Annotated in this window: 22 protein-coding genes and 2 pseudogenes; 4 read left to right on the top strand and 20 right to left on the bottom strand. The window is 71.1% G+C overall.

What is annotated here, in order from left to right:
* Nucleotides 1-99 precede the first annotated feature (99 nt).
* Nucleotides 100-666 (top strand): hypothetical protein, encoded by a 567-nt coding sequence (locus tag MMA15_RS17470; RefSeq protein ID WP_241060896.1) that lies wholly within the window; start codon nucleotides 100-102, stop codon nucleotides 664-666.
* 135 nt (nucleotides 667-801) lie between these two features.
* Here the strand turns inward: MMA15_RS17470 and MMA15_RS17465 are convergent, their stop codons facing one another.
* From MMA15_RS17465 to alr, 4 genes are all read right to left on the bottom strand, one after another.
* Nucleotides 802-1035, bottom strand: coding sequence for a hypothetical protein (locus MMA15_RS17465; protein ID WP_241060894.1), 234 nt, complete (start codon nucleotides 1033-1035; stop codon nucleotides 802-804).
* Nucleotides 1036-1197: 162 nt separating this feature from the next.
* Entirely contained in the window at nucleotides 1198-1767 is a 570-nt protein-coding gene (gene tsaE, locus MMA15_RS17460) for a tRNA (adenosine(37)-N6)-threonylcarbamoyltransferase complex ATPase subunit type 1 TsaE (protein WP_241060892.1), read from the bottom strand.
* 43 nt (nucleotides 1768-1810) lie between these two features.
* Complete coding sequence (locus MMA15_RS17455) at nucleotides 1811-3295, bottom strand: alpha/beta fold hydrolase (RefSeq protein WP_241063255.1); 1485 nt, start codon at nucleotides 3293-3295, stop codon at nucleotides 1811-1813.
* Between the two features lie 121 nt (nucleotides 3296-3416).
* Nucleotides 3417-4610 (bottom strand): alanine racemase, encoded by a 1194-nt coding sequence (gene alr / locus MMA15_RS17450; RefSeq protein WP_241060890.1) that lies wholly within the window; start codon nucleotides 4608-4610, stop codon nucleotides 3417-3419.
* 207 nt (nucleotides 4611-4817) lie between these two features.
* Here alr and MMA15_RS17445 point away from each other — a divergent pair, with 207 nt between their 5' ends.
* Nucleotides 4818-5315 (top strand): GNAT family N-acetyltransferase, encoded by a 498-nt coding sequence (locus tag MMA15_RS17445; RefSeq protein ID WP_241060889.1) that lies wholly within the window; start codon nucleotides 4818-4820, stop codon nucleotides 5313-5315.
* A 56-nt stretch (nucleotides 5316-5371) separates the two neighbouring features.
* On the opposite strand, the gene MMA15_RS17440 is transcribed toward MMA15_RS17445, so the two are convergent.
* From MMA15_RS17440 to MMA15_RS17425, 4 genes and pseudogenes are all read right to left on the bottom strand, one after another.
* Nucleotides 5372-6853: an NAD(P)H-hydrate dehydratase gene (locus MMA15_RS17440; RefSeq protein WP_241060887.1), complete on the bottom strand. Its 1482-nt coding sequence runs from the start codon at nucleotides 6851-6853 to the stop codon at nucleotides 5372-5374.
* Between the two features lie 103 nt (nucleotides 6854-6956).
* Nucleotides 6957-7325: a holo-ACP synthase gene (locus MMA15_RS17435; RefSeq protein ID WP_241060885.1), complete on the bottom strand. Its 369-nt coding sequence runs from the start codon at nucleotides 7323-7325 to the stop codon at nucleotides 6957-6959.
* Nucleotides 7326-7402: 77 nt separating this feature from the next.
* Nucleotides 7403-8116, bottom strand: a pseudogene (locus MMA15_RS17430) (class II glutamine amidotransferase); the annotation flags it as partial.
* Between the two features lie 132 nt (nucleotides 8117-8248).
* A complete protein-coding gene (locus tag MMA15_RS17425; protein WP_241060883.1) occupies nucleotides 8249-8518 on the bottom strand; it encodes a hypothetical protein in 270 nt (89 codons plus the stop codon).
* Between the two features lie 189 nt (nucleotides 8519-8707).
* Here MMA15_RS17425 and coaA point away from each other — a divergent pair.
* A pseudogene (gene coaA, locus MMA15_RS17420) lies at nucleotides 8708-9705 on the top strand (type I pantothenate kinase).
* 85 nt (nucleotides 9706-9790) lie between these two features.
* Here the strand turns inward: coaA and glmM are convergent.
* The 3 genes from glmM to rplM form a co-directional block, all read right to left on the bottom strand.
* Nucleotides 9791-11149: a phosphoglucosamine mutase gene (gene glmM, locus MMA15_RS17415; RefSeq protein WP_241060881.1), complete on the bottom strand. Its 1359-nt coding sequence runs from the start codon at nucleotides 11147-11149 to the stop codon at nucleotides 9791-9793.
* A 465-nt stretch (nucleotides 11150-11614) separates the two neighbouring features.
* Nucleotides 11615-12118, bottom strand: coding sequence for a 30S ribosomal protein S9 (gene rpsI / locus MMA15_RS17410; protein ID WP_241060879.1), 504 nt, complete (start codon nucleotides 12116-12118; stop codon nucleotides 11615-11617).
* Nucleotides 12119-12159: 41 nt separating this feature from the next.
* Nucleotides 12160-12603 (bottom strand): 50S ribosomal protein L13, encoded by a 444-nt coding sequence (gene rplM / locus MMA15_RS17405; protein ID WP_241060877.1) that lies wholly within the window; start codon nucleotides 12601-12603, stop codon nucleotides 12160-12162.
* A gap of 572 nt (nucleotides 12604-13175) precedes the next feature.
* On the opposite strand from rplM, the gene MMA15_RS17400 reads away from it, so the two are divergent.
* Entirely contained in the window at nucleotides 13176-14021 is an 846-nt protein-coding gene (locus MMA15_RS17400) for a hypothetical protein (RefSeq protein WP_241060876.1), read from the top strand.
* A gap of 122 nt (nucleotides 14022-14143) precedes the next feature.
* Here the strand turns inward: MMA15_RS17400 and truA are convergent, their stop codons facing one another.
* The 9 genes from truA to map all read right to left on the bottom strand — a co-directional run bounded on the left by truA (nucleotide 14144) and on the right by map (nucleotide 20391).
* Nucleotides 14144-15112 (bottom strand): tRNA pseudouridine(38-40) synthase TruA, encoded by a 969-nt coding sequence (gene truA / locus MMA15_RS17395; RefSeq protein WP_241063254.1) that lies wholly within the window; start codon nucleotides 15110-15112, stop codon nucleotides 14144-14146.
* Nucleotides 15113-15225: 113 nt separating this feature from the next.
* The gene (gene rplQ, locus MMA15_RS17390) at nucleotides 15226-15795 is read right to left on the bottom strand and encodes a 50S ribosomal protein L17 (RefSeq protein ID WP_241060874.1); all 570 of its coding nucleotides are present in this window, start codon (nucleotides 15793-15795) and stop codon (nucleotides 15226-15228) included.
* 247 nt (nucleotides 15796-16042) lie between these two features.
* A complete protein-coding gene (locus tag MMA15_RS17385; protein ID WP_070017430.1) occupies nucleotides 16043-17065 on the bottom strand; it encodes a DNA-directed RNA polymerase subunit alpha in 1023 nt (340 codons plus the stop codon).
* 105 nt (nucleotides 17066-17170) lie between these two features.
* A complete protein-coding gene (gene rpsD / locus MMA15_RS17380; protein ID WP_241060873.1) occupies nucleotides 17171-17797 on the bottom strand; it encodes a 30S ribosomal protein S4 in 627 nt (208 codons plus the stop codon).
* A gap of 27 nt (nucleotides 17798-17824) precedes the next feature.
* Nucleotides 17825-18226 (bottom strand): 30S ribosomal protein S11, encoded by a 402-nt coding sequence (gene rpsK, locus MMA15_RS17375; protein ID WP_241060872.1) that lies wholly within the window; start codon nucleotides 18224-18226, stop codon nucleotides 17825-17827.
* Between the two features lie 67 nt (nucleotides 18227-18293).
* Nucleotides 18294-18674 (bottom strand): 30S ribosomal protein S13, encoded by a 381-nt coding sequence (rpsM, locus tag MMA15_RS17370; protein ID WP_241060870.1) that lies wholly within the window; start codon nucleotides 18672-18674, stop codon nucleotides 18294-18296.
* A 237-nt stretch (nucleotides 18675-18911) separates the two neighbouring features.
* Nucleotides 18912-19025 (bottom strand): 50S ribosomal protein L36, encoded by a 114-nt coding sequence (rpmJ, locus tag MMA15_RS17365; RefSeq protein ID WP_003956441.1) that lies wholly within the window; start codon nucleotides 19023-19025, stop codon nucleotides 18912-18914.
* 64 nt (nucleotides 19026-19089) lie between these two features.
* Complete coding sequence (infA, locus tag MMA15_RS17360) at nucleotides 19090-19311, bottom strand: translation initiation factor IF-1 (RefSeq protein WP_003948620.1); 222 nt, start codon at nucleotides 19309-19311, stop codon at nucleotides 19090-19092.
* A 243-nt stretch (nucleotides 19312-19554) separates the two neighbouring features.
* A complete protein-coding gene (gene map, locus MMA15_RS17355; protein WP_241060868.1) occupies nucleotides 19555-20391 on the bottom strand; it encodes a type I methionyl aminopeptidase in 837 nt (278 codons plus the stop codon).
* Nucleotides 20392-20607: the final 216 nt, after the last annotated feature.

The following is a 20607-nucleotide window of genomic DNA, read 5'->3' as shown; positions in this document are numbered from 1 at the left end:
TGGAGCAGGCCCGGAGGTGCCCGGCAGCCCGGCCTGTACACCGTCACCTGCTGCTACCGTCGACGCCGTAACGCGGACTCTGAGAGGTGGCGGCGCACGGTGGCACGTGGCAGCAGCGCGGGAGCGGTCGTGGCCGGGCTTACGGCGGCGGCGCTCGCGGTCATCGGTTTCTTCACCTACCAGGCGAGCGCGGCGCAGGACCGTGCGAAGGCGGGCTCGTCCGACGAACGCGGCGGAACGGGCGGTTCCGAGGGACCGCGCGAACGTGAGAAGCGGGAGAGGGAGACCAACCTCCCGGCGTTCTCCGGAGTCGGCGAGCGCGTGGTGTACGACCTCGACCGCGACCGGGTCTGGCTGATGGGCCGCGACCAGGAGGTCAAGCGCACCTTCCGGGTGGCTCCCAGCTCCGTGGACCCGCAGCCGGGCACGTACAAGGTCGAGTCACGCGCTCCGCATGTGACGGGCTCGGACGGCGTGCCCGTGGAGAACGTGGTGCGCTTCGCGACCAACCAGGGCACGACCATAGGGTTCAGCTCCGCGCTGGACGGGTCGCTGCCGGAGGCCGAGCCCGGCGGGCAGACCGGCGGTATCCGTGAGCGCCGGGCGGACGGCGAGGCGATGTGGCTGTTCGCGACCATCGGCACGAAGGTCGTCGTCGTCCGCTAGAGCCCGCGGAAAAGTCCCCCGTGGCCAAATCCCCGGGGGCTGGACCAGCCCGGCCCCCTTGCGGCGCCGTACGGGTCGACGCACGCCTCGACGCCGTAATCCCTTACGCACAGGGGCTGTTGACGAAAGACGCGCTCAGGCCGCGTCCTGCCCGTGGTGGTGCACCGGGCGTTCGCCGTCCAGGTCGTCCGCGCCTCCCGGGCCGTCGGCACCGTCGGCACCGTCCGCCAGGGTCTCCGCGTCCGAGGGCGGCGTCGAGACCGCGTCCGCCGCCGCACACGACGCGAGCAGCGCACGCATCGAGACGCCGCTCTCCCCCGTAGCCGTCGGCGGCGCGCCGGGCTCTCGCGCTCGGTCTTCGGCGGGCATGGGTCCTCCCGTGGCTCCTGGCGGGCTGGTCAAGTGAGGCAGACCTAACCCCGCTCTCCCGCACATCTGACCACGCCCGCCGCCGCGCGTGCAACATCTTGCCGACAACCTGTCGGCACGCGTTCGGCAGCCCCTCTGCCTGGCGGAACGTCAGGAGCGACGTCAGTCGAGCACGGAGAGATCCACCCCGCGCCACCGCTCGCCGACACCGGTCAGCGTGACGGTCCGCACGTCGTCGGGAGCCCCGGTGCCGTAGCCCGCGCCCTCCCCCGAGCCGGAGTCGGCGGCTCCGCCCGTCTCCCGCTCGATGACCACGTGCAGCCGGTCCTCCGAAAGCTCCTCGACCCTTCCCTCGCCCCACTCCACGACCACCACCGACTCGGGCAGCGAGACGTCCAGGTCCAGGTCGTCCATCTCCTCCAGGCCGCGCCCGCCCAGCCGGTACGCGTCCACGTGCACCAGCGGCGGCCCGTCACCGAGCGGCGGGTGCACCCGTGCGATCACGAAGGTCGGCGAGGTGACGTCGCCGCGCACGTCGAGCCCCGCCCCGAGGCCACGGGCGAGCGTGGTCTTGCCCGCCCCCAGTTCCCCGGTGAGCAGTACGAGGTCGCCGGGGCCGAGCAGACCGGCGATGCGGCGCCCGACCTCCTGCATGCGCTCGGCGGTCGGTACGAGGGCGGTGCGCTGTACGGCGAGCGGTCCGGCCGCCGCCGACGACTGTGGTGCTTCCATGCGTCCGGATGGTACGCGCGGAGCGGCCGCCCGTGCCGCGTGCTCAATCCCCCGTGAGGGAGCGCGCGATGAGCTGTGCCAGCGCCTCGTTGACCTCGTGCGGACGCTCCAGCATCGCCAGATGCCCGGTCCGCTCCAGGATCAGCAGCCGGGCCGAAGGCAGCGCCGCGGCGATGGACTCGCTGTGCGCGTACGGCGTGAGCAGGTCGCGCTCCCCCGCCAGTACGAGCGCCGGGCGCCCGTCGAAGGCGGCGAGCGCTGCCGTCTTCTCATGGGCCTCGAACGCCGGGTAGAACTCGGCGACCACGTCGATCGGCACCGCCTCGATCAGCCGCTCCGCGAACCGCGCCACCCCGGGGTCGACGTTGCGTACGTCCCCGAAGGAGTAGCGCTTGACCAGCCCGGCCAGAAGGTCGGCCGTCGCCCGGCGCCCGCGTTCCACCAGGGCGCTCTGCGCGACCATCGCCCTGAGCACTCCGGGCACGGCCCGCCGTACCGCCTTGACGCCCAGCGAAGGAAGCGGCAGCCCGTATGTCACCTCGCCGAGACCGCCCGCGCTGGTGTCGATGAGGGCGACGCCCGTGACGCGCTCCGCGACGAAGTCCGGGTACTGGTCGGCCAGGGCCATCACCGTCATGCCGCCCATGGAGTGGCCTACGAGCACGATCGGCCCTTCGGGCACGGCAGCGTCGAGCACGGCCTTGAGATCCCGGCCCAGTCGGTCGATGGTCACGGCCTCACCGGCCGTGGCACGACCGGAACGCCCGTGGCTGCGCTGGTCCCAGTAGACGGCGCGTGCCGCGCCGCGCAGGGCGGCGCGCTGGAAGTGCCAGACGTCCTGGCTGAGGCAGTAGCCGTGGGTGAAGACGACGGTGGGCGGCCGAGTGCCGTCGTCGTCCTGCCGGTCCCTTCCTCCGAGCCGTCCCCTGGAACGGGTTCCGGAACGGGTTCCGGAACGCAGCCCGGACCTGGCCGCCGACGGTCTGCGGCCGCGGTTCGGCCGCCGTCCGAGCAGCCTCAGCAGGCGGTTTCGCTGCGGGGTCGGCGGGTCCGAGGCGTCGGCGGACGCCCCCGTGACCCGGTCGCCGCTGCCCTCTGTCTGCTGCTCGCCGGACTCTCCGGCTTTCGCGGACTCCCTGGAGTCCTTCGATCCCCGGGATTCCGCGGACTCGATACGTACGGGCTCCACGGTGGGACCGCCGGCGCCGTCACCGGCTGCCGCCGCCGCACCGCCCGTGCCGTCGCCGTTCCCGCCCTCGTACTGACCGGGCTCGTCCGTCTCGAAGTACAGCTCGGTGCCGTCATCCGCGTACGCCGTCCCCGGGGTCCCGCGCAGCGAGCCGTACGGCCCCGTCGCGTCCAGGGCGAGCCGGGCCTTGCGCCGTACCGTCCGGTTGACCGTAAGGCGCTCCACCGCGACGCCCGCCGCCACCAGTCCGAGGGTGGCACCGGCCAGCCCGGCACGGCGGCCCCAGGCGCCTCCGCCACCGCCACCGCCACCGCTTACGGCGTCGACGGCACCGCTCATGGCCGCGGCGTTCGTCGCCGCCTCCGCCGAAGTCGCCGCGGTCTCCGCCACGGCCCCGGCGATCCGCCCGGCCGGCGAAGTGATCGCAGACGCCCCCTTGCCCGCCCCCGCTGCCATCGGCTCAACCCCCCGTATTCGCCCGTGCGTTCGTATGGATTCGTGATACCCGGGCGCCGATACGCGTAACGATCTCGTACGAGATGGTGCCCGCGGCGCGCGCCCAGTCCTCCGCGGTCGGCTCGCCCCGGTCGCCCGGCCCGAAGAGCACGACGTCGTCGCCCGCCGAGGCCGCGTCGCCGCCGAGGTCCACCACGAACTGGTCCATCGCCACGCGTCCCGCCACCGTGCGCCACTTCCCCGCGGCCAGCACCGGCGCCGTACCGGAGGCATGCCTCGGCACACCGTCCGCGTAGCCCAGCGGCACAAGCCCGAGAGTTGTCGGCCCCGGTGTCCGGTACGTATGGCCGTAGCTGACGCCGTGCCCCGCCGGCACCTCCTTGACCAGCGCCAGCGACGCGCTCAGCGTCATCGCCGGGCGCAGGCCGAGCTCCGCCGCGACCCCGACGTCCGGGGACGGCGACAGCCCGTAGACGGAGACGCCCGGCCGTACGAGATCGAAGTGGGACTCGGAAAGGGTCAGCGTGGCGGGCGAGTTGGCGAGGTGCCGCACCTCGGGGTCGAGTCCGGCGCGCTCGGCGTGCGCGATCGCTTCGCGGAACGCTTCGAGCTGGGCGGCGTTCGCGGGGTGACCCGGCTCGTCGGCGCGGGCGAAGTGCGACCACACGCCGGTCACCCTGAGCGCGCCCTCCGCCTCCGCGGACCGTGCCGCCGCCACGAGGGCGGGCCAGTCGGCGGGCTGACAACCGCCCCTGCCCAGCCCGGTGTCGGCCTTGAGCTGAACTCTCGCCGTACGTCCGCTGCTTCGGGCCGCTCCGACGATCTCCTCGATCGCCCACAGCGCGCTCGCCGAGACGTCGACGTCCGCCTCGATCGCCTCCTGCCACGGGCCGCCCGGCGTCCACAGCCAGCTCATCAGGCGCCCCTCGTCACCGGCGGCACGCAGCTCCAGCGCCTCCTGCGGCGTGGCTGTGCCCAGCCAGGTCGCTCCTGCCTCGCGGGCGGCGCGTGCGCAGGGCACCGCGCCGTGTCCGTATCCGTCGGCCTTCACCACCGCCATCAACTCCGCGCGGGGCGCGCGGGCCCGCAGCGTACGCACGTTGGCGCGCACGGCGTCGAGGTCGATCTCGGCGCGTGCGCGAAGGGTGTCCGGGCCGTGTGGCGCGGTGAGAGCGGTTGTGCTGGAGCGGTCGTTCACGGTGCAAGTGTCGCAGGCGCCCCTTCACAGGCCCGTGTACGGGCTTTCGCTACGAGGGGCACGGGGCGGCCACGGGACCGGGGCAGGCGCCGCGACGCGGGGCCGAACTCCGGTGGAAGTCCCTGCCGTAGGAGATGTGAACTCACCCGTACGAGGACGCGAAAAAGGGCATGAGGACAGGCTGCCGCAGCGAGGAGGATGTCCGGCATGAGCTGGACGATCAACCCCGAAGCGGTCGGCGACGAGGACGCCGTGGCCCTGCACCGCGCGTATCTCGACGAGGTCGTGAGCCGCTACTACGGGCGCCCCGCGACGCGCGAGGAAGTCGACGAGGAGCTGGCGGGCATGTCCGCCGCCGAAATCACGCCGCCGCGCGGTGTGTTGCTGATAGCGAGGGAACGGGACTCCGGGGGCTCCGCCGCCCTTGCCGCTGCCTGCGCCGGTGTACGGCTGCTGACCCCCGTGATCGCGGAGCTGAAGCGGGTCTGGGTGCGCCCGGAGGCCCGGCGGCACGGTCTCGGCTCCCGGATGCTGGCCGCCGCCGAGCAGGCCGCTGCCGGCCTGGGCGCGACGACGATGCGGCTGGACACCCGCAGCGACCTGGTGGAGGCCCGCCGCCTCTACGCACGCCATGGATACGCGGAGATCGACCCGTACCACGACGATCCCTACGCAGAGCACTTCTTCGAGAAGCGACTGGACTGAGCCCGGTCCGGAGGGGCCGAACCGAGCGCCCTAACCGAGGACCCCGACCGAAACGGCTACGGCTGCGAACCGGGCCGGCGCCCGTCGCCCCGCAGCAGATCCCGCCATGCCTCGGTCAGCGCCTCCGCCACATCCGACGCCCCGGCGGGCCGCGGCGCCAACCGGCCCGCGAGACCATGCACATACGCCCCCGCGGACGCCGCGTCGAGCGCGTCGAGCCCTCCGGCCAGCAGCGAACCGATCAGCCCCGAGAGCACGTCCCCCGTGCCGGCCGTGGCCAGCCATCCGCTTCCCGTGGGGTTGACGCGCACACCGCTCGCCCCCGCGACGACCGTCGTCGACCCCTTCAACAGCACGGTCGCGCCCGTACGTTCGGACAACTCGCGTACCGCCGACAGGCGTCGCGCCTCGACCTCCGTGCGTTCCCAGCCGAGCAGCGCGGCGGCCTCGCCGGCGTGCGGTGTCAGCACGGTCGGCGCCCTGCGTGCGCGCAGCGCCGCCTCGCCCGCGAGACGCAGCCCGTCGGCGTCGATGAGCACCGGCACACGGGCGCCGAGCACGTCCTCCAGCCGTTCACGGTCCTCGCCGAGCCCCGAACCCACCGTCCACGCCTGCACACGGCCCGCCTTGCTCGGCGGCCCGTCCGAGACCAGGGTCTCCGGATGGCGGGCGATCACGGCGTCCGCGGCGGGCCCCACATAGCGCACCGCGCCCGCTCCACCGCGCAGCGCCCCCGAAACGGCGAGCACCGCCGCACCGGGATAGCGGGCCGACCCTGCGACGACTCCCACGACTCCCCGCCGGTACTTGTCGCTCTCCGCCGCGGGCCGCGGCAGCAGCGCGCTCACATCGGCGTGCTGAAGCGCCTCGGCCGCCGGAACCCCGCCGTCCGCCTCCAGGAGAGGACCGAGCCCGATGTCCACCAGGCGCAGCGCACCCGCGTGCTCCCGCGCCGGATCGAGCAGCAGCCCCGGCTTGTACGCGCCGAACGTCACGGTGGCGTCGGCCCGTACCGCAACCCCCGGCACCTCGCCCGTGTCCGCGTCCACGCCGCTCGGCAGATCCACGCTCACGACCGGCGAACGCACCATCTCCACCAGCCGCACCGCCTCCGGCCGCAGCCCGCCCTTGCCGCCGATCCCGACGATTCCGTCCACGACGAGATCCGCCCGCGCCAGCACCGGCTCGACAGGCACCGGCTCGCCCTCCACGACCGCGCCCGGCGCGGTGAGCACCCTGCCGCCCGCGGCCCGAAGCGCCGCCAGACCGCCCTCGTGCACCCTCTCCGGCGACAGCAGTACGGCGCTCACACCGGCGCCCCTCCTGGCCAGTCGCGCCCCCGCGAAGAGCGCGTCGCCGCCGTTGTCGCCACTCCCGACGAGCAGTACGACGCGGCTTCCGTACGTACGCCCGAGCATCCCGGCACACGCCGCCGCGAGCCCGGCCGCCGCGCGCTGCATCAGCACACCGTCCGGCAGGCGTTCCATCAGCGCGCGCTCGGCGGCCCGTACGGTCTCCACGCTGTAGGCAGTCCTCATGCCTCCAGTCTGACGGGGCGCGAGCGCTACGGACCACACGAACGTGATGAGGGCTCAGCCACGAAGAGGCCTTGAGGGCTCAGGCACGACGGCCTTCCGCTCCTCACCCCTCGGCGATCACCACGGCCGAGGCGATCCCCGCGTCGTGCGACAGGGACAGATGCCACCCCCGTACGCCCAGCGCCTTCGCCCGCGCCGCCACCGTCCCCCGCACGCTCAGCGACGGCTGCCCGGAGTCGGCCTGTAGCACTTCCGCGTCCGTCCAGTTCATGCCGCCGGGTGCGCCGAGCGCCTTGGCCAGCGCTTCCTTCGCGGCGAAGCGTGCGGCCAGGGAGGCCACGCCCCTGCGCTCACCGCCGGGAAGCCACAACTCCCCCTCCACGAAAAGCCGTTCGGCCAGCGCCGGGGTACGCTCCAGCGCCTCGCCGAACCGGTCGACCGCGGCCACGTCGATGCCGACGCCCACGATCACCTGGCACCCCCGACGGCCTCGCCCTCGCCCCGGCGTCCGCCGGTGCCGGGCCCGCCGGCCGCGCCGGGCCCCGCCTCATACGTCTGCGGATCCACCGGCACCCCCTCGAGGTCCGTGATCCACGCGCCCTCGGGACGCACCGTCACCACCCGCCCCTCCTCGCCGACATGCGCCGCCTCGCCGGTGTACGGCGCGAACGCCGCGGCCTCGGACGCCAGGAACGTCTCACCGTCGCCGATCCCCGCCACCAGCGGCAGCCCACGGCATGCCCCCACGATCACCTCCGGCTCGTCGGCGTGCACCGCGACGAGCGAGAACGTACCGGTGAGGCGCCGGCAGAGCTGACGCATGGCCTCCGCCGGGTCGCCGCACGCGGAGTAGTGCTCGGCCAGAAGGTGCGCCGCCGCCTCGGTGTCCGTCTCCGACACCAACTCATGCCCGCGGGCCGTCAGTTCGGCTCGCAGCCGGGCGTGGTCGTCGATGTCGCCGTTGTGTACGACCGCGACACGTCCCGAGGCGTCCAGGTGCGGGTGTGCGTTGAGGTCCGACGGCGGGCCCTGCGTGGCACGCCTGATGTGCCCGATCCCCGCCGTGGCGGCGGGCAGCGGACGCACTCTCAGCTCCTGCCGTACGTCCTCGAAGGTCCCCGCCTTCTTCGCCGCCGCCAGCCCTCCGTCGACGAGCAGGGCGACCCCGGCGGAGTCGTAGTCCGGACGTTCCAGGAGGCGCAGGCCGTCGAGGAGGACTCCCAGGGCGGACCGCCCTCCCGCGTACGCAACGATTCCGCACATGCGAGCACCCTAGAACGTCTCCATGACGCCGGACGCCGCCAGGCACCACGGCCGCGCTGGAAGACACGTAAGGCACCGGGGGCCGGGGGCGCACGGCGAAGCAGCGACCCCGGGGGGCGTGTGCCGCGCCGTTCAGTTGCTTCGGGGCCCCCGCGCGATGCGCTCTATGGCGTCCTCCATCAGCTCCAGATACTCCGCTTCCTCGCAGCGCGGCTTGCTGCCCAGCACGTACATGTCGAGGCTCTCGGAGAGGTCTTCCGCCAGGTCTTCGTCGGGAAGGTCGTCGAGCGCCAGATCGCTCTGTATTCGCGCCGCGAAGTCCCCGCCCAGGGGCGGCTGCGGCCGGGCGGGTCGTCTTCGTATGTGGTACTTGAGGCTCAAGCGGCCGATGCGGAGGGACATGCCGGGAAACGTAGCGGCAAAACCCACCGCCCGTACACCGTCCGCACATCCCGTTTTCACGGAGGATTCGTACGGTCTCCTCGAACTCTTCGGGGCACTCTGCCTCTCCGGCCTCTTCCGCCCCACCGGCCTCCTCGGCATCTCCGCACCGGGCGTCGTTCCGGTCGGCGCGCGGCGCAGAATGGCCTCGTGCCGAGCCCGTATGTGGACCTCTCACGCGCCGAATGGAGCGCGCCGCACGAACGCGCTCCCCTGCCGCTCACCGCCGACGAGGTGGAGGAGCTGCGCGGCCTGGGCGACTCGGTCGACCTCGACGAGGTCCGCGAGATCTACCTGCCGCTCTCCCGGCTGCTCGGCCTCTATGTGGCGGCAACGCGTGGTCTTCGCTCCGCCGTCCACACCTTCCTCGGCGACGCCGGAGGCGAGAGGGGCGAGAGGCGAGAAGGGCGCGAAGGGCGCGAAGGGCGCGAAGGGCATACCGCAGAGCCCGGCTCCCCCTTCGTGATCGGCGTCGCGGGCAGCGTCGCCGTCGGCAAGTCCACGGTCTCCCGGCTGCTGCGCGCACTCCTCGCGCGCCGCCCGGAACACCCCCGGGTGGAACTCGTGACCACCGACGGCTTCCTCCTGCCCACGGCCGAACTGCGGGAACGCGGCCTGATGTCGCGCAAGGGCTTCCCCGAGTCCTACGACCGCCGGGCGCTCGTCAGGTTCGTCGCCGACGTGAAGGCGGGCGAGCCCGAGGTGACCGCGCCCGTCTACTCGCACCTCGCCTACGACCGCGTCCCCGGGGAGCGCCTGACCGTGCGGCGCCCCGACATACTGATCGTCGAGGGACTGAACGTGCTCCAGCCCCCGCAGCCGGGCAAGGACGGCCGCACGCGGCTCGCACTCGCCGACCACTTCGACTTCTCCGTCTACGTCGACGCCCGTACGAGCGACATCGAGAGCTGGTACCTGGACCGCTTCCGGGCGCTGCGCGAGACGGCCTTCCAGGACCCGCGCTCGTACTTCCACCGCTACGCGCGGATGCCGGAGGACGAGGCGCTGGAGTTCGCCCGCCATACCTGGCGCACGGTCAACGAACCGAACCTGCGGCAGAACATCGCGCCCACACGCGGGCGCGCGACGCTGCGCCTGCACAAGGGCGCGGACCACAAGGTCCGCGGCTGTCACTGCGGAAACCCTGATCCCCCGCAAGCCCCGAAGCCCCGCCCCGCACAGGCACCGCCCCGTACAGGCCCCGGCCTCCAAGAAGCCCGACCGCCTCCCCGCTCAGCCCAGCGAACTCTTCACCACGTCCGCCAGCCGCCCCGCCACCGACTCCGCCTGCTCACTGTCGGCGGCCTCCACCATCACCCGAACCAGCGGCTCGGTGCCGGAGGAGCGCAGCAAGACCCGGCCCGTGGCGCCGAGTTCGCGTTCCGCGTCGTTGACTGCCGCGGCGAGTTCGCCCGAGGTGTCCACCCGGCTCTTGTCCACGTCGCGCACATTGATCAGCACCTGCGGCAGGCGCTCCATCACGCTCGCCAGCTCCGCCAGCGGCTTGCCCGTCGCGGCGACGCGTGCTGCGAGCATCAGGCCGGTCAGGGTGCCGTCCCCGGTGGTGGCGTGGTCGAGCGCGATCACGTGGCCGGACTGCTCGCCGCCCAATGCGTAGCCGCCGCGCTTCATCTCCTCCAGTACATAGCGGTCGCCGACCGCAGTCTGAAGGACCTCGATGCCCTCACGGCCCATGGCCAGCCGGAAGCCCAGGTTGGACATGACCGTGGCCACCACGGTGTCCTTACGCAGGCGGCCCGCGTCCCGCAGCGCCACCGAAAGCACGGCGAGGATCTGGTCGCCGTCGACCGTCTCGCCCGTGGCGTCGACGGCCAGGCAGCGGTCGGCGTCACCGTCGTGTGCGACGCCCAGGTCGGCCTCGTGCTCCACCACGGCCGCCCGCAGCCCGTCGAGGTGCGTCGAGCCGCAGCCGTCGTTGATGTTGAGGCCGTCGGGGTCGGCGCCGATGGTGACGACCTCCGCCCCGGCACGTGCGAACGCCTCGGGCGAGACGCGGGAGGCGGCGCCGTTCGCGCCGTCGATGACGACCTTCAGCCCGTCCAGGCGGTTCGGGAGCACGCCCACGAGGTGCGCCACGTAGTTGTCGAAGCCCTCGTCGTACTCACGGACGCGGCCGACGGCGGCGCCGGTGGGACGCGCCCACGGCTGGCCCGTGCCGTGCTCGCGGTAGAGCGCCTCGATGCGGTCCTCCAGCTCGTCGGCGAGCTTGTGGCCGCCCTGCGCGAAGAACTTGATGCCGTTGTCGGGCATGGGGTTGTGACTGGCCGAGAGCATCACGCCCAGATCGGCGCCGAGGGAACCCGTCAGATACGCCACTGCCGGGGTCGGGAGCACGCCCACGCGCAGCACATCCACCCCCGCGCTCGCCAGGCCCGCGACCACTGCCGCCTCCAGGAACTCCCCGGACGCTCGCGGATCCCGTCCGACCACGGCCACCGGCCGGTGTCCCTCGAACGAGCCCACTTCAGCGAGCACATGCGCCGCCGAGACCGACAGCCCGAGCGCCAGTTCGGCGGTCAGGCCCTCGTTGGCGACACCGCGCACACCGTCCGTTCCGAAGAGTCGTGCCACTTGTGGTTCCTCCGAGTCCGAGTCGAATCCCCGTACCGGGCCGAGGGCGCCTTGCGTTCCCGACCGGATACGAGCTGTACGAGCCGCGTATGGGATGCACACGAGGCGAGCACGGACCGCACACCACGCGGTCCCCACCGGGAAGCCGGAGCCCCGGCCCGTTCGTGCAAGGTAGCCGCCGAGCCCCCGTCTTCGGCGCTCCCCCGTGTACGGCACGCTCACACGCCGCCCGCCCTCAGCAAAAGTGCCCTGCACCACGCGTTGTATACCGAGCCCCCACGTACGCCGGGCACGGCGCCGGACGGACCGGGGACGAGACGCGGCAGACCCGGCGGAACCCGCCGCCGAGCCCCGGGACCGGCCCGGCGCCGCCCGCCCTCCGATAGACGAACGCCCCGGGGGCGTCTTCGTACCCCCGGGGCGTCTCCGTATCGCTGCCGCGAGCAGCGCAGCCGGCAGTGCGCGTCAGCGCTTGCTGTACTGCGTGCCCTTGCGGGCCTTCTTCAGACCGGCCTTCTTGCGCTCGACCGCGCGGGCGTCACGCGTGAGGAATCCGGCCTTCTTCAGCGGGCCACGGTTGTTGTCCGTGTCCGCCTCGTTGAGCGCGCGGGCCACACCGAGGCGCAGCGCGCCCGCCTGGCCCGAGATGCCGCCGCCGCTGATGCGGGCGACGACGTCGTAACGGTCGTCCAGTTCGAGCACCTTGAAGGGCTCGTTGACTTCCTGCTGGTGCACCTTGTTCGGGAAGTAGCCCTCAAGGGTGCGGCCGTTGATCTTCCACCGGCCGCTGCCGGGGACGATGCGGACACGGGCTACGGCGTTCTTGCGGCGCCCGGTGCCGGCGGCCGGCTGCGGGTCGCCGAAGCGGGACGCGAGCGACTCGGAGGTGAACTCCTCCGGCGCCTCGGGGGTCTCGGTCGTGTACTCCTCGACGCCCTCTACGGGGGTCTCAGCAGTGGTCTCGGCCACGGTTCTCCTCAACTTCTCTCTGTATCGGCGGGTGGCCGGACTTACTGCGCGACCTGGCTGATCTCGAACGGCACGGGCTGCTGGGCGGCGTGCGGGTGCTGGTCGCCCGCGTACACCTTCAGCTTCGAGAGCATCTGACGGCCCAGCGTGTTCTTCGGGAGCATGCCCTTCACGGCCTTCTCGACGGCCTTCGCGGGGTTCTTCTCCAGCAGCTCGTCGTAGCGGACGGACCGCAGACCACCCGGGTAGCCGGAGTGGCGGTAGGCCAGCTTCTGGGTCCGCTTGTTGCCGGACAGGTGCACCTTGTCGGCGTTGATGATGATGACGAAGTCACCGGTGTCGACGTGAGGCGCGTACACCGGCTTGTGCTTGCCCCGGAGAAGGGTGGCGGCCTGGGTGGCCAGACGGCCCAGGACAACGTCCTGCGCGTCGATGACGTGCCACTGGCGCTGAACATCGCCGGGCTTGGGGCTGTACGTACGCACGGTCGTAGCCTTCGCTTCTGTGAGTGGGTCACCCTGGGCCCGAAGCTCAGGGGAAAGGTCCTGACAAGGCCACCTGGCAGATCACGACAGCCTTGACCGCACTGCGGTGACGCGAGCCGCGTGTGCTGATCGCTGGTCATCGGCCGGTGGGCCGGGTGTAAGGCCCTCCCACGTGAGAATGAGCAAGCCAATACACAACGAAGAGGCAGCTTACCGGGGCGCACCCGTACGGGTCAAAGCGGCCCGTGCACCGCCCGTGACCACCTCCGATCCGTGCTCTCCCGCACCTCGCTCCGCCCGCCTCAGCGCCCGCTTCGACGTTCGCGTCTCGGGCCGCGTCACCGTCGCATCACCGCTTCCGTCCGGGCATCCGCCCGCCGCGACGGTGCCCTCAGTGCGCGAGCGCTGTCGCCCTTACGGGACCGAGCCGAAGGGCACGGAGACCCCAACAGCCCCTGCCGTCAAGGGAGTTCGGCCTGTGAGCGCTCTGCATGCCATTCGCCCCGCCGGATAAGGGAGTTGGACGTACTCGTGGTGGCGTCACCCCGAAACCGACCGAATATGATGCGCCCATGAGCTTTGGGCAGGATGGACCGGGTCAGGGTCCAGGCGGTTCCACCCCCGACTGGGCGGCGCTCGCCGACGAGACGGAGCGTGAGCGCAACCGCAAGCGCCGCTGGATGATCGCCGGTGCCGGTGCGCTCGCCACGGTCGTCGTGGCGGGAATCGTCGCCTTCGCGGTGGTCAACGAGGGCGGCGGCGGTGGCCGCGCCTCCGACAAGCCGTCGGAGACCCTCCCCACGCCCGAGGACCTGCCGTCCGACACCGGTGCCGACCCGACGTTCAAGGACGAGCCGCCGCCGCCCCCGCCGCCCCGCGACTTCGTCTCGAACGCCAAGCGCGACAAGGCCCCGCTCAACGTCGGCACGCTCTACCCCTCCAAGACCGTCAGCATCAACGGCCGCCCGTACAAGCGCACTTCGACCGATACGAGCAGGGGCTGCACGGACGCCGCACACGCCGGACTCGGCCCCGTGCTGAGCAAGAACGGCTGCGAGAGCCTCTTCCGCGCCACCTACACCCGCGCCGGACTCGCCGTCACGGTGGGCATCGCGGTCTTCGACGACGCCCGTACGGCAGCGAAGGTGAAGAGCCAGTACAAGCCGAACCTCGTGGCCCTCAAGGGCGGCGGAGTCCCCGACTTCTGCCGCACCGTCACCTGCCGTACGACCGCCAACTCCTTCGGCCGCTACGCCTACTTCACGATCGCCGGGCGCACCAACGGCAAGCCGTCCACCGCGGCCGACAAGAAGGCGGAGCAGGCGGGGCGCGACGGTTCGACGTACGCCTACGCCCGCATCCTCAAGCGCGGCAAGGACCAGGCGGCGGCAGCGGTGGGGGCCTCACCCGAGGAGTGAGGCACCTCACCCGAGGGGCCGGACACTTCGTCGAGTCCGGCCCTCGTGCCCCTGACCCGTCCCTCGACCTCGTCGCCCCGGCGTCGGCTCCCCGGCCTCGGTGCCGCCGACAGCGGAGCGCCTCAGCAGCACCCGCTCGCCGTAGGCAGTGAACGCCGGTTGCGTGCGGCCGAGTTGCGTGCCTTCAGTTCCTCGTCCGGTGGATAGCCGACCTCCTCCAGGGTCAGCCCGTGCGGCCGTACGACATGGACCGCCGAGTCCCGTACCCGCCCGGCCAGCACCTGTCCCGGCCACTCCGGGGGACGGTGCCCGTCGCCGACGAAGAGCATCGCGCCCACCAGCGCCCGCACCATGTTGTGGCAGAAGGCGTCCGCCTTCACCGTCGCCTCCAGCACGCCGTCCGCGTGACGCTCCCAGTGCAGCCGCTGGAGCGTGCGGATGGTCGTCGCGCCGTCCCGCTTCTTGCAGTACGCCGCGAAGTCGTGCTCGCCCAGCAGATGCCGAGCGGCGGCGTTCATCGCGTCCACGTCCAACGGCCGGTTGTGCCACAGCACATGCGAACGCAACAGCGGATCGACACCGGCGGCGTGGTCGCTGACGCGGTACGAGTAGCGCCGCCAGATCGCCGAGAAGCGCGCGTTGAAGTGCTCGGGTGCCGCGGTCACCCGCCACACCCGCACGTCCATCGGCAGCCGTCCCGCCAGGCGCCTCAGCAACTGGCCGCCGTGCTCGGCCCATACGTCCTCGGGCAGATCGACGTGGGCGACCTGGCCCCGTGCGTGCACACCGGCGTCCGTACGGCCCGCGACGGTCAGGCTCACGGGCGCGGCCGAATCCCCGTCGCCGGCACGGCCGTCGGCTTTCCGACGGCCCTCGCCGCCGTGCTCGCTCTCGCCCTCCGCGCCACCGGCGACATCACCGTCCGCGTCACCGCCGCGCCGCCCGAGGCGCAGCACCACGCCGATCGCGTCCTCCAGTTCCTGCTGAACGGTCCGCCGCCCCCGCTGCCTGGCCCAGCCCGAGAAGTCCCTGCCGTCGTAGCTCAGGTCGAGCCGGACCCGTACCTTGCCGGGCTTCACGGCGTCGGTCACGTCCGTCACGCAGCCGCTCCTCTCCTTGCGGGCACGCAGCCGTCCCTCTCCGTACGAGAACGAACAGGCCCGCCCCCCGAAGGGAACGGGCCCGCTCACGAGCTCTACGAGCGTCAGGCGTCCTTGGACTCGGAGCCCTCGGCCTCGGCTTCGTCCGCCTCGGCCTTGGCCTCCTCGGCCTTGCTCTCCTCGGCCTTGGCCTCGTCGGCCTTGGCCTTGGTCTTGGCGCTCTTCTTCGCGCCGCCCGCGGCCTTGGCGCTCTCGGCGTCCTTGGCCGTCCGCTTGGTGACGGCCTCGGCCTCGCCGACCGCCTCCTGCTGCACGGTCAGGGCTTCCACCAGCTCGATCACTGCCATGGGCGCGTTGTCCCCACGGCGGTTGCCGATCTTGGTGATGCGGGTGTAACCGCCCGGCCTGTTCTCGAAGCGGGGGCCGATCTCGGTGAAGAGGGTGTGGACCACGCTCTTGTCCGTGACCGTGCGCATGACCTGGCGGCGGTTGTGAAGGTCGCCCTTCTTTGCCTTGGTGATCAGACGCTCCGCTACGGGACGCAGCCGGCGGGCACGCGCCTCGGTGGTGGTGATGCGCCCGTACTCGAAGAGGTTCGTGGCCAGGTTGGCCAGCATCGCCTTCTGGTGCGCGGCGCTGCCGCCCATGCGGGCACCCTTGGTGGGCTTCGGCATCGTGCTTCTCCTTCGCTGTTCCTGCACCGGCCGTATCAGGTACCGATGGCAGTTCCGGCCGTATCAGGTACCGGAATCGGTGGTCCCCCAGGCCCGCCGGGGCCGAGGGGAAGCCCGGCCGGGCGGATTCCCGGCCGGGGCGACGGGACGGACGCATGGCCCGCCCCGTAGATCAGAGCCGCAGGGTGCCGCTCAGTACTGCTCGCCCGTACTGCCCGGCTCGTACTGCCCGTTCAGTACTTCTTGCTCAGTACTGCTCGGTCTCGACGAAACCTGCGTCAGTGTCGTCGTCCGCGCCGAAGGCGTCGGCGGCGGCCGTCGGGTCGAATCCGGGCGGGCTGTCCTTCAGGGCCAGACCCATCCCGGCGAGCTTCGCCTTGACCTCGTCGATCGACTTCGCACCGAAGTTGCGGATGTCGAGCAGGTCCGCCTCGGAACGCGCCACCAGCTCGCCCACGGAGTGGATGCCCTCGCGCTTCAGGCAGTTGTACGAGCGGACGGTCAGCTCCAGCTCCTCGATCGGCAGCGCCAGATCGGCGGCGAGCGCGGCGTCCGTCGGCGACGGGCCCATGTCGATGCCCTCGGCGTCGACGTTCAACTCGCGTGCCAGGCCGAAGAGTTCGACCAGGGTCTTACCGGCCGAGGCCATCGCGTCACGCGGGCGCATGGCCTGCTTGGTCTCGACGTCGACGATCAGCTTGTCGAAGTCGGTGCGCTGCTCGACACGGGTCGCCTCGACCTTGTACGTGACCTTGAGCACCGGCGAGTAGATGGAGTCGACCGGGATGCGCCCGATCTCCTGACCCATCTGCTTGTTCTGCACGGCGGACACATAGCCGCGGCCACGCTCGACCGTCAGCTCCATCTCCAGCTTGCCCTTGCCGTTGAGCGTGGCGAGGACCAGGTCGGGGTTGTGGACCTCGACACCGGCCGGCGGCGCGATGTCCGCCGCGGTGACCAGGCCGGGACCCTGCTTGCGCAGGTACATCACGACCGGCTCGTCGTGCTCGGAGGAGACGACCAGGGACTTGATGTTGAGGATGAGGTCGGTGACGTCCTCCTTGACGCCCGGCACGGTCGAGAACTCGTGCAGGACACCGTCGATCCGGATGCTGGTGACAGCCGCTCCGGGAATCGACGAGAGGAGCGTACGACGCAGGGAGTTACCGAGGGTGTAGCCGAAACCCGGCTCCAGCGGCTCGATAACGAACCGTGAGCGGAATTCGTCGACGACCTCTTCGGTCAGGGACGGGCGCTGAGCGATCAGCATGTGGTGATGCCTCCAGTCTTCGGCAACCGCTATTTGATGCCGTACTGACAGGGTACGGGCGGCACGGCACGTGCGAGTGCCGTACCACCCGTCCCGTACGAGCTGCTACTTCGAGTACAGCTCGACGATGAGCTGCTCCTGCACCTGGGTGTCGATCACCTGGCGCTCGGGCAGCGAGTGGACGAGGATCCGCATCTTCGACGGGATGGCCTCCAGCCACGCCGGAACGGTCTTCTCGCCTGCCTCCGCAGCCGCCACCTGGAAAGGCGTCATGTTGCGGGAGGACTCACGGACCTCGACGATGTCGTTCACGGACACACGCGCCGACGGGATGTCGGTCTTGCGGCCGTTGACGGTGATGTGCCCGTGCCGTACAAGCTGACGGGCGTGGTCGCGGGACTTGGCGAAGCCGGCCCGGTAGACCACGTTGTCCAGACGGGTCTCCAGAATGCGCAGCAGGTTCTCACCAGTCTTGCCCTGCTGGCGGTTGGCCTCGTTGAAGTACCCGCGGAACTGCTTCTCCAGGACGCCGTAGATACGAGCTGCCTTCTGCTTCTCACGCTTCTGAAGCAGGTACTCGGAGTCCTTGGTGCGCCCGCGACCGTGCTCACCCGGGGGGTAAGGACGGATCTCGATCGGGCACTTCGCGCTCTCGCACTTGCTCCCCTTGAGGAAGAGCTTCTGCTTCTCCCGACGGCAACGCTTGCAGTCGGCCCCGGTGTAACGCGCCATTTGTCTCAGTTCTCCTGTTTCAGCTCGTCAGACTCGGCGGCGCTTCGGCGGGCGGCAGCCGTTGTGCGGGGTCGGGGTGACGTCCTGGATGGACCCGACCTCGAGGCCGGTGGCCTGGAGGGAGCGGATCGCGGTCTCACGGCCGGAGCCGGGACCCTTCACGAAGACGTCGACCTTGCGCATGCCGTGCTCCTGAGCACGGCGGGCGGCGTTCTCGGCGGCCATCTGCGCCGCGAACGGCGTCGACTTGCGCGAACCCTTGAAGCCGACGTGTCCGGCGGAAGCCCAGGAGATCACGTTGCCGGTCGGGTCGGTGATCGAAACGATGGTGTTGTTGAACGTGCTCTTGATGTGAGCGTGCCCGGCGGGGACGTTCTTCTTGTCCTTGCGGCGCACCTTCTTGGCGGCCGTACGGCCCTTCGGAGGCATATGGATTTACTCCTGTGGAGGTCGTCGGTCCTGCAACACGGACCGCTTGCAGCGAGTCCGGTGCGGACTACTTCTTGCCCGGCTTCTTCTTGCCGGCGATCGCGCGACGCGGGCCCTTGCGGGTGCGGGCGTTGGTCTTGGTGCGCTGACCGTGGACCGGGAGACCGCGGCGGTGCCGCAGGCCCTCGTAGCAGCCGATCTCGACCTTGCGGCGGATGTCGGCCTGGATCTCACGGCGGAGGTCACCCTCGACCCGGAGATTGTTGTCCACGTATTCACGGATCTTGACGAGGTCTTCCTCGGCCAGATCCCGCACCCGGGTGTCGGGGTTGACGCCGGTCTCACCCAGGGTCTGCTGGGCAAGGGTGCGACCGATGCCGAAGACGTAGGTGAGGGCGACCTCGACGCGCTTCTCGCGCGGGAGGTCGACGCCTGCGAGGCGTGCCATTCCTTAGGCTCCTGATTGCTTCTGCGGAGGTCTGACGCAGCACCGTCCCCTGTACGCGAGTGCCGTACGAGCCGCGCTCGTGCGCACTGCCGACGGACAGGGTCCCCGGCCTCCGACCGGGGGTGTCGTCCCCACCGACAAGAATCACAAGGCGGGGGGTCGGGCGTCTGCGTATGTACTTGTCGTTTGCGTCGCGCGAAGAATGCGAGCCGTGCGAAGGCTTGCGGTCGGGGTGCTTCAGCCCTGGCGCTGCTTGTGGCGCAGGTTGTCGCAGATGACCATGACCCGGCCGTGACGGCGGATCACCTTGCACTTGTCGCAGATCTTCTTGACGCTCGGCTTGACCTTCATTCGATGAGGTTCTCCGGGTCAGGCCGCCGCCCCTTCGAGTGGGACAACGGCTCGATCTGTCGAGCTACTTGTAGCGGTAGACGATCCGCCCGCGGGTCAGGTCGTACGGAGAGAGCTCCACCACGACCCGGTCGTCGGGAAGGATACGGATGTAGTGCATCCGCATCTTGCCGCTGATGTGCGCGAGAACCTGGTGCCCGTTCTGAAGCTCCACCTTGAACATCGCGTTCGGCAGAGACTCGACGACCGTGCCCTCGATCTCGATGGCCCCTTGTTTTTTGGCCATGCTCTAGCGCTTCACCTTCCGGGATCGGCTACCTGGGGTGACCCCCGGGCATACCGATGCCCCGGGACCGACGAGCCAGTCTACGGTAAGCGCCCCGCAAAGACGAATTCGGGTAGCCTCCCCGGCTATCAAGATCGTTATGCCAGGTGGGCCGATCGGACTCCGGCGTACGGGCCGCGGGGCAGCCGGGCTCCGGGCCGGAGGGAGACCGGCGAGGGCCAGGGTCCGGCTCAGGAGTCCCGGTCAGGCGAGCGGATCGGGCGCGATCGTGATCCCCAGCTCGGCGAGCTTCGCCTTGCCGCCGTCGGGAGCCGTCAGCACCAGCGGGCCCTCCTCGGTCAGCGCCACCGAGTGCTCCCAGTGGCTGGACCAGGTGCCGTCGTTGGTCTTGACCGTCCAGTCGTCGGAGAGGACGTGCGTCTTGGGCGTCCCCAAGGTCACCATCGGCTCGATGGCCAGGCACAGGCCGGGCACCAGCTTGGGCCCACGGCCGCGCCTGCGGTCCACGTAGTTCAGCAGATGCGGATCCATGTGCATCTGCGAGCCGATGCCGTGGCCCCCGTAGTCCTCGACGATGCCGTACGAGCCGGAGGCGGGACGCGGCTGGCGCTTGATGTAGCTCTCGATCGAGCGGGAGACGTCGACGAGCCGGTGCCCCTTGCGCACGGCCGCGATGCCCGCCCACATCGACTCCTCGGTGACCCGGCTCAGCTCGTGAAGCTCCGCCGAGTGCCCCTCGCCCACGAACACGGTGATCGCGGCGTCCCCGTGCCAGCCGTCGACGATGGCGCCCGCGTCGATGGAGAGGAGGTCGCCGTCCTTGAGCACGGTCGCCCGGTCGGGGATGCCGTGTACGACGATGTCGTTGACGGAAGTGCAGATGTTGCCAGGAAAGCCGCCATAGCCAAGGAAGTTGGGCTTGGCTCCATGGTCGGCGAGTACCTTCGCGGCGACCTCGTCCAGGTCCTTGGTGCTGGCGCCCGGCACGGCCGCCGCCCGGCAGGCGTCGTGCATCGCCGCGACGACAAGGCCCGCCTCGCGCATCTTCGCGATCTGCTCCGGGGTCTTGATCTCCACCATGCGGCGGTGCCCTTCTTTCTGCTTCCGGGTGTCTGACGGCCTGCCTCGGCCGGTACGTACGTGTCGGGTCTTACGGATCAGGTCCTGCGGTCTGGCCGCTCGGCGCCGGGGTCGTGCCGTGACGGCCCCGGGCCCCCGCCGGGCCGCTTCACTCAGTGTGCCGTATGCGCCCTGTGCCGTATGCACCGCGGTCGCGGCCCCTCCAGGGACCGCGAC

The sequence above is a fragment of the Streptomyces marispadix genome, from assembly GCF_022524345.1.
Taxonomy (GTDB): domain Bacteria; phylum Actinomycetota; class Actinomycetes; order Streptomycetales; family Streptomycetaceae; genus Streptomyces; species Streptomyces marispadix.
The sequence above is the reverse complement of the archived record's forward strand: the minus strand, read 5'-3'. Positions and strand labels throughout refer to the sequence as shown.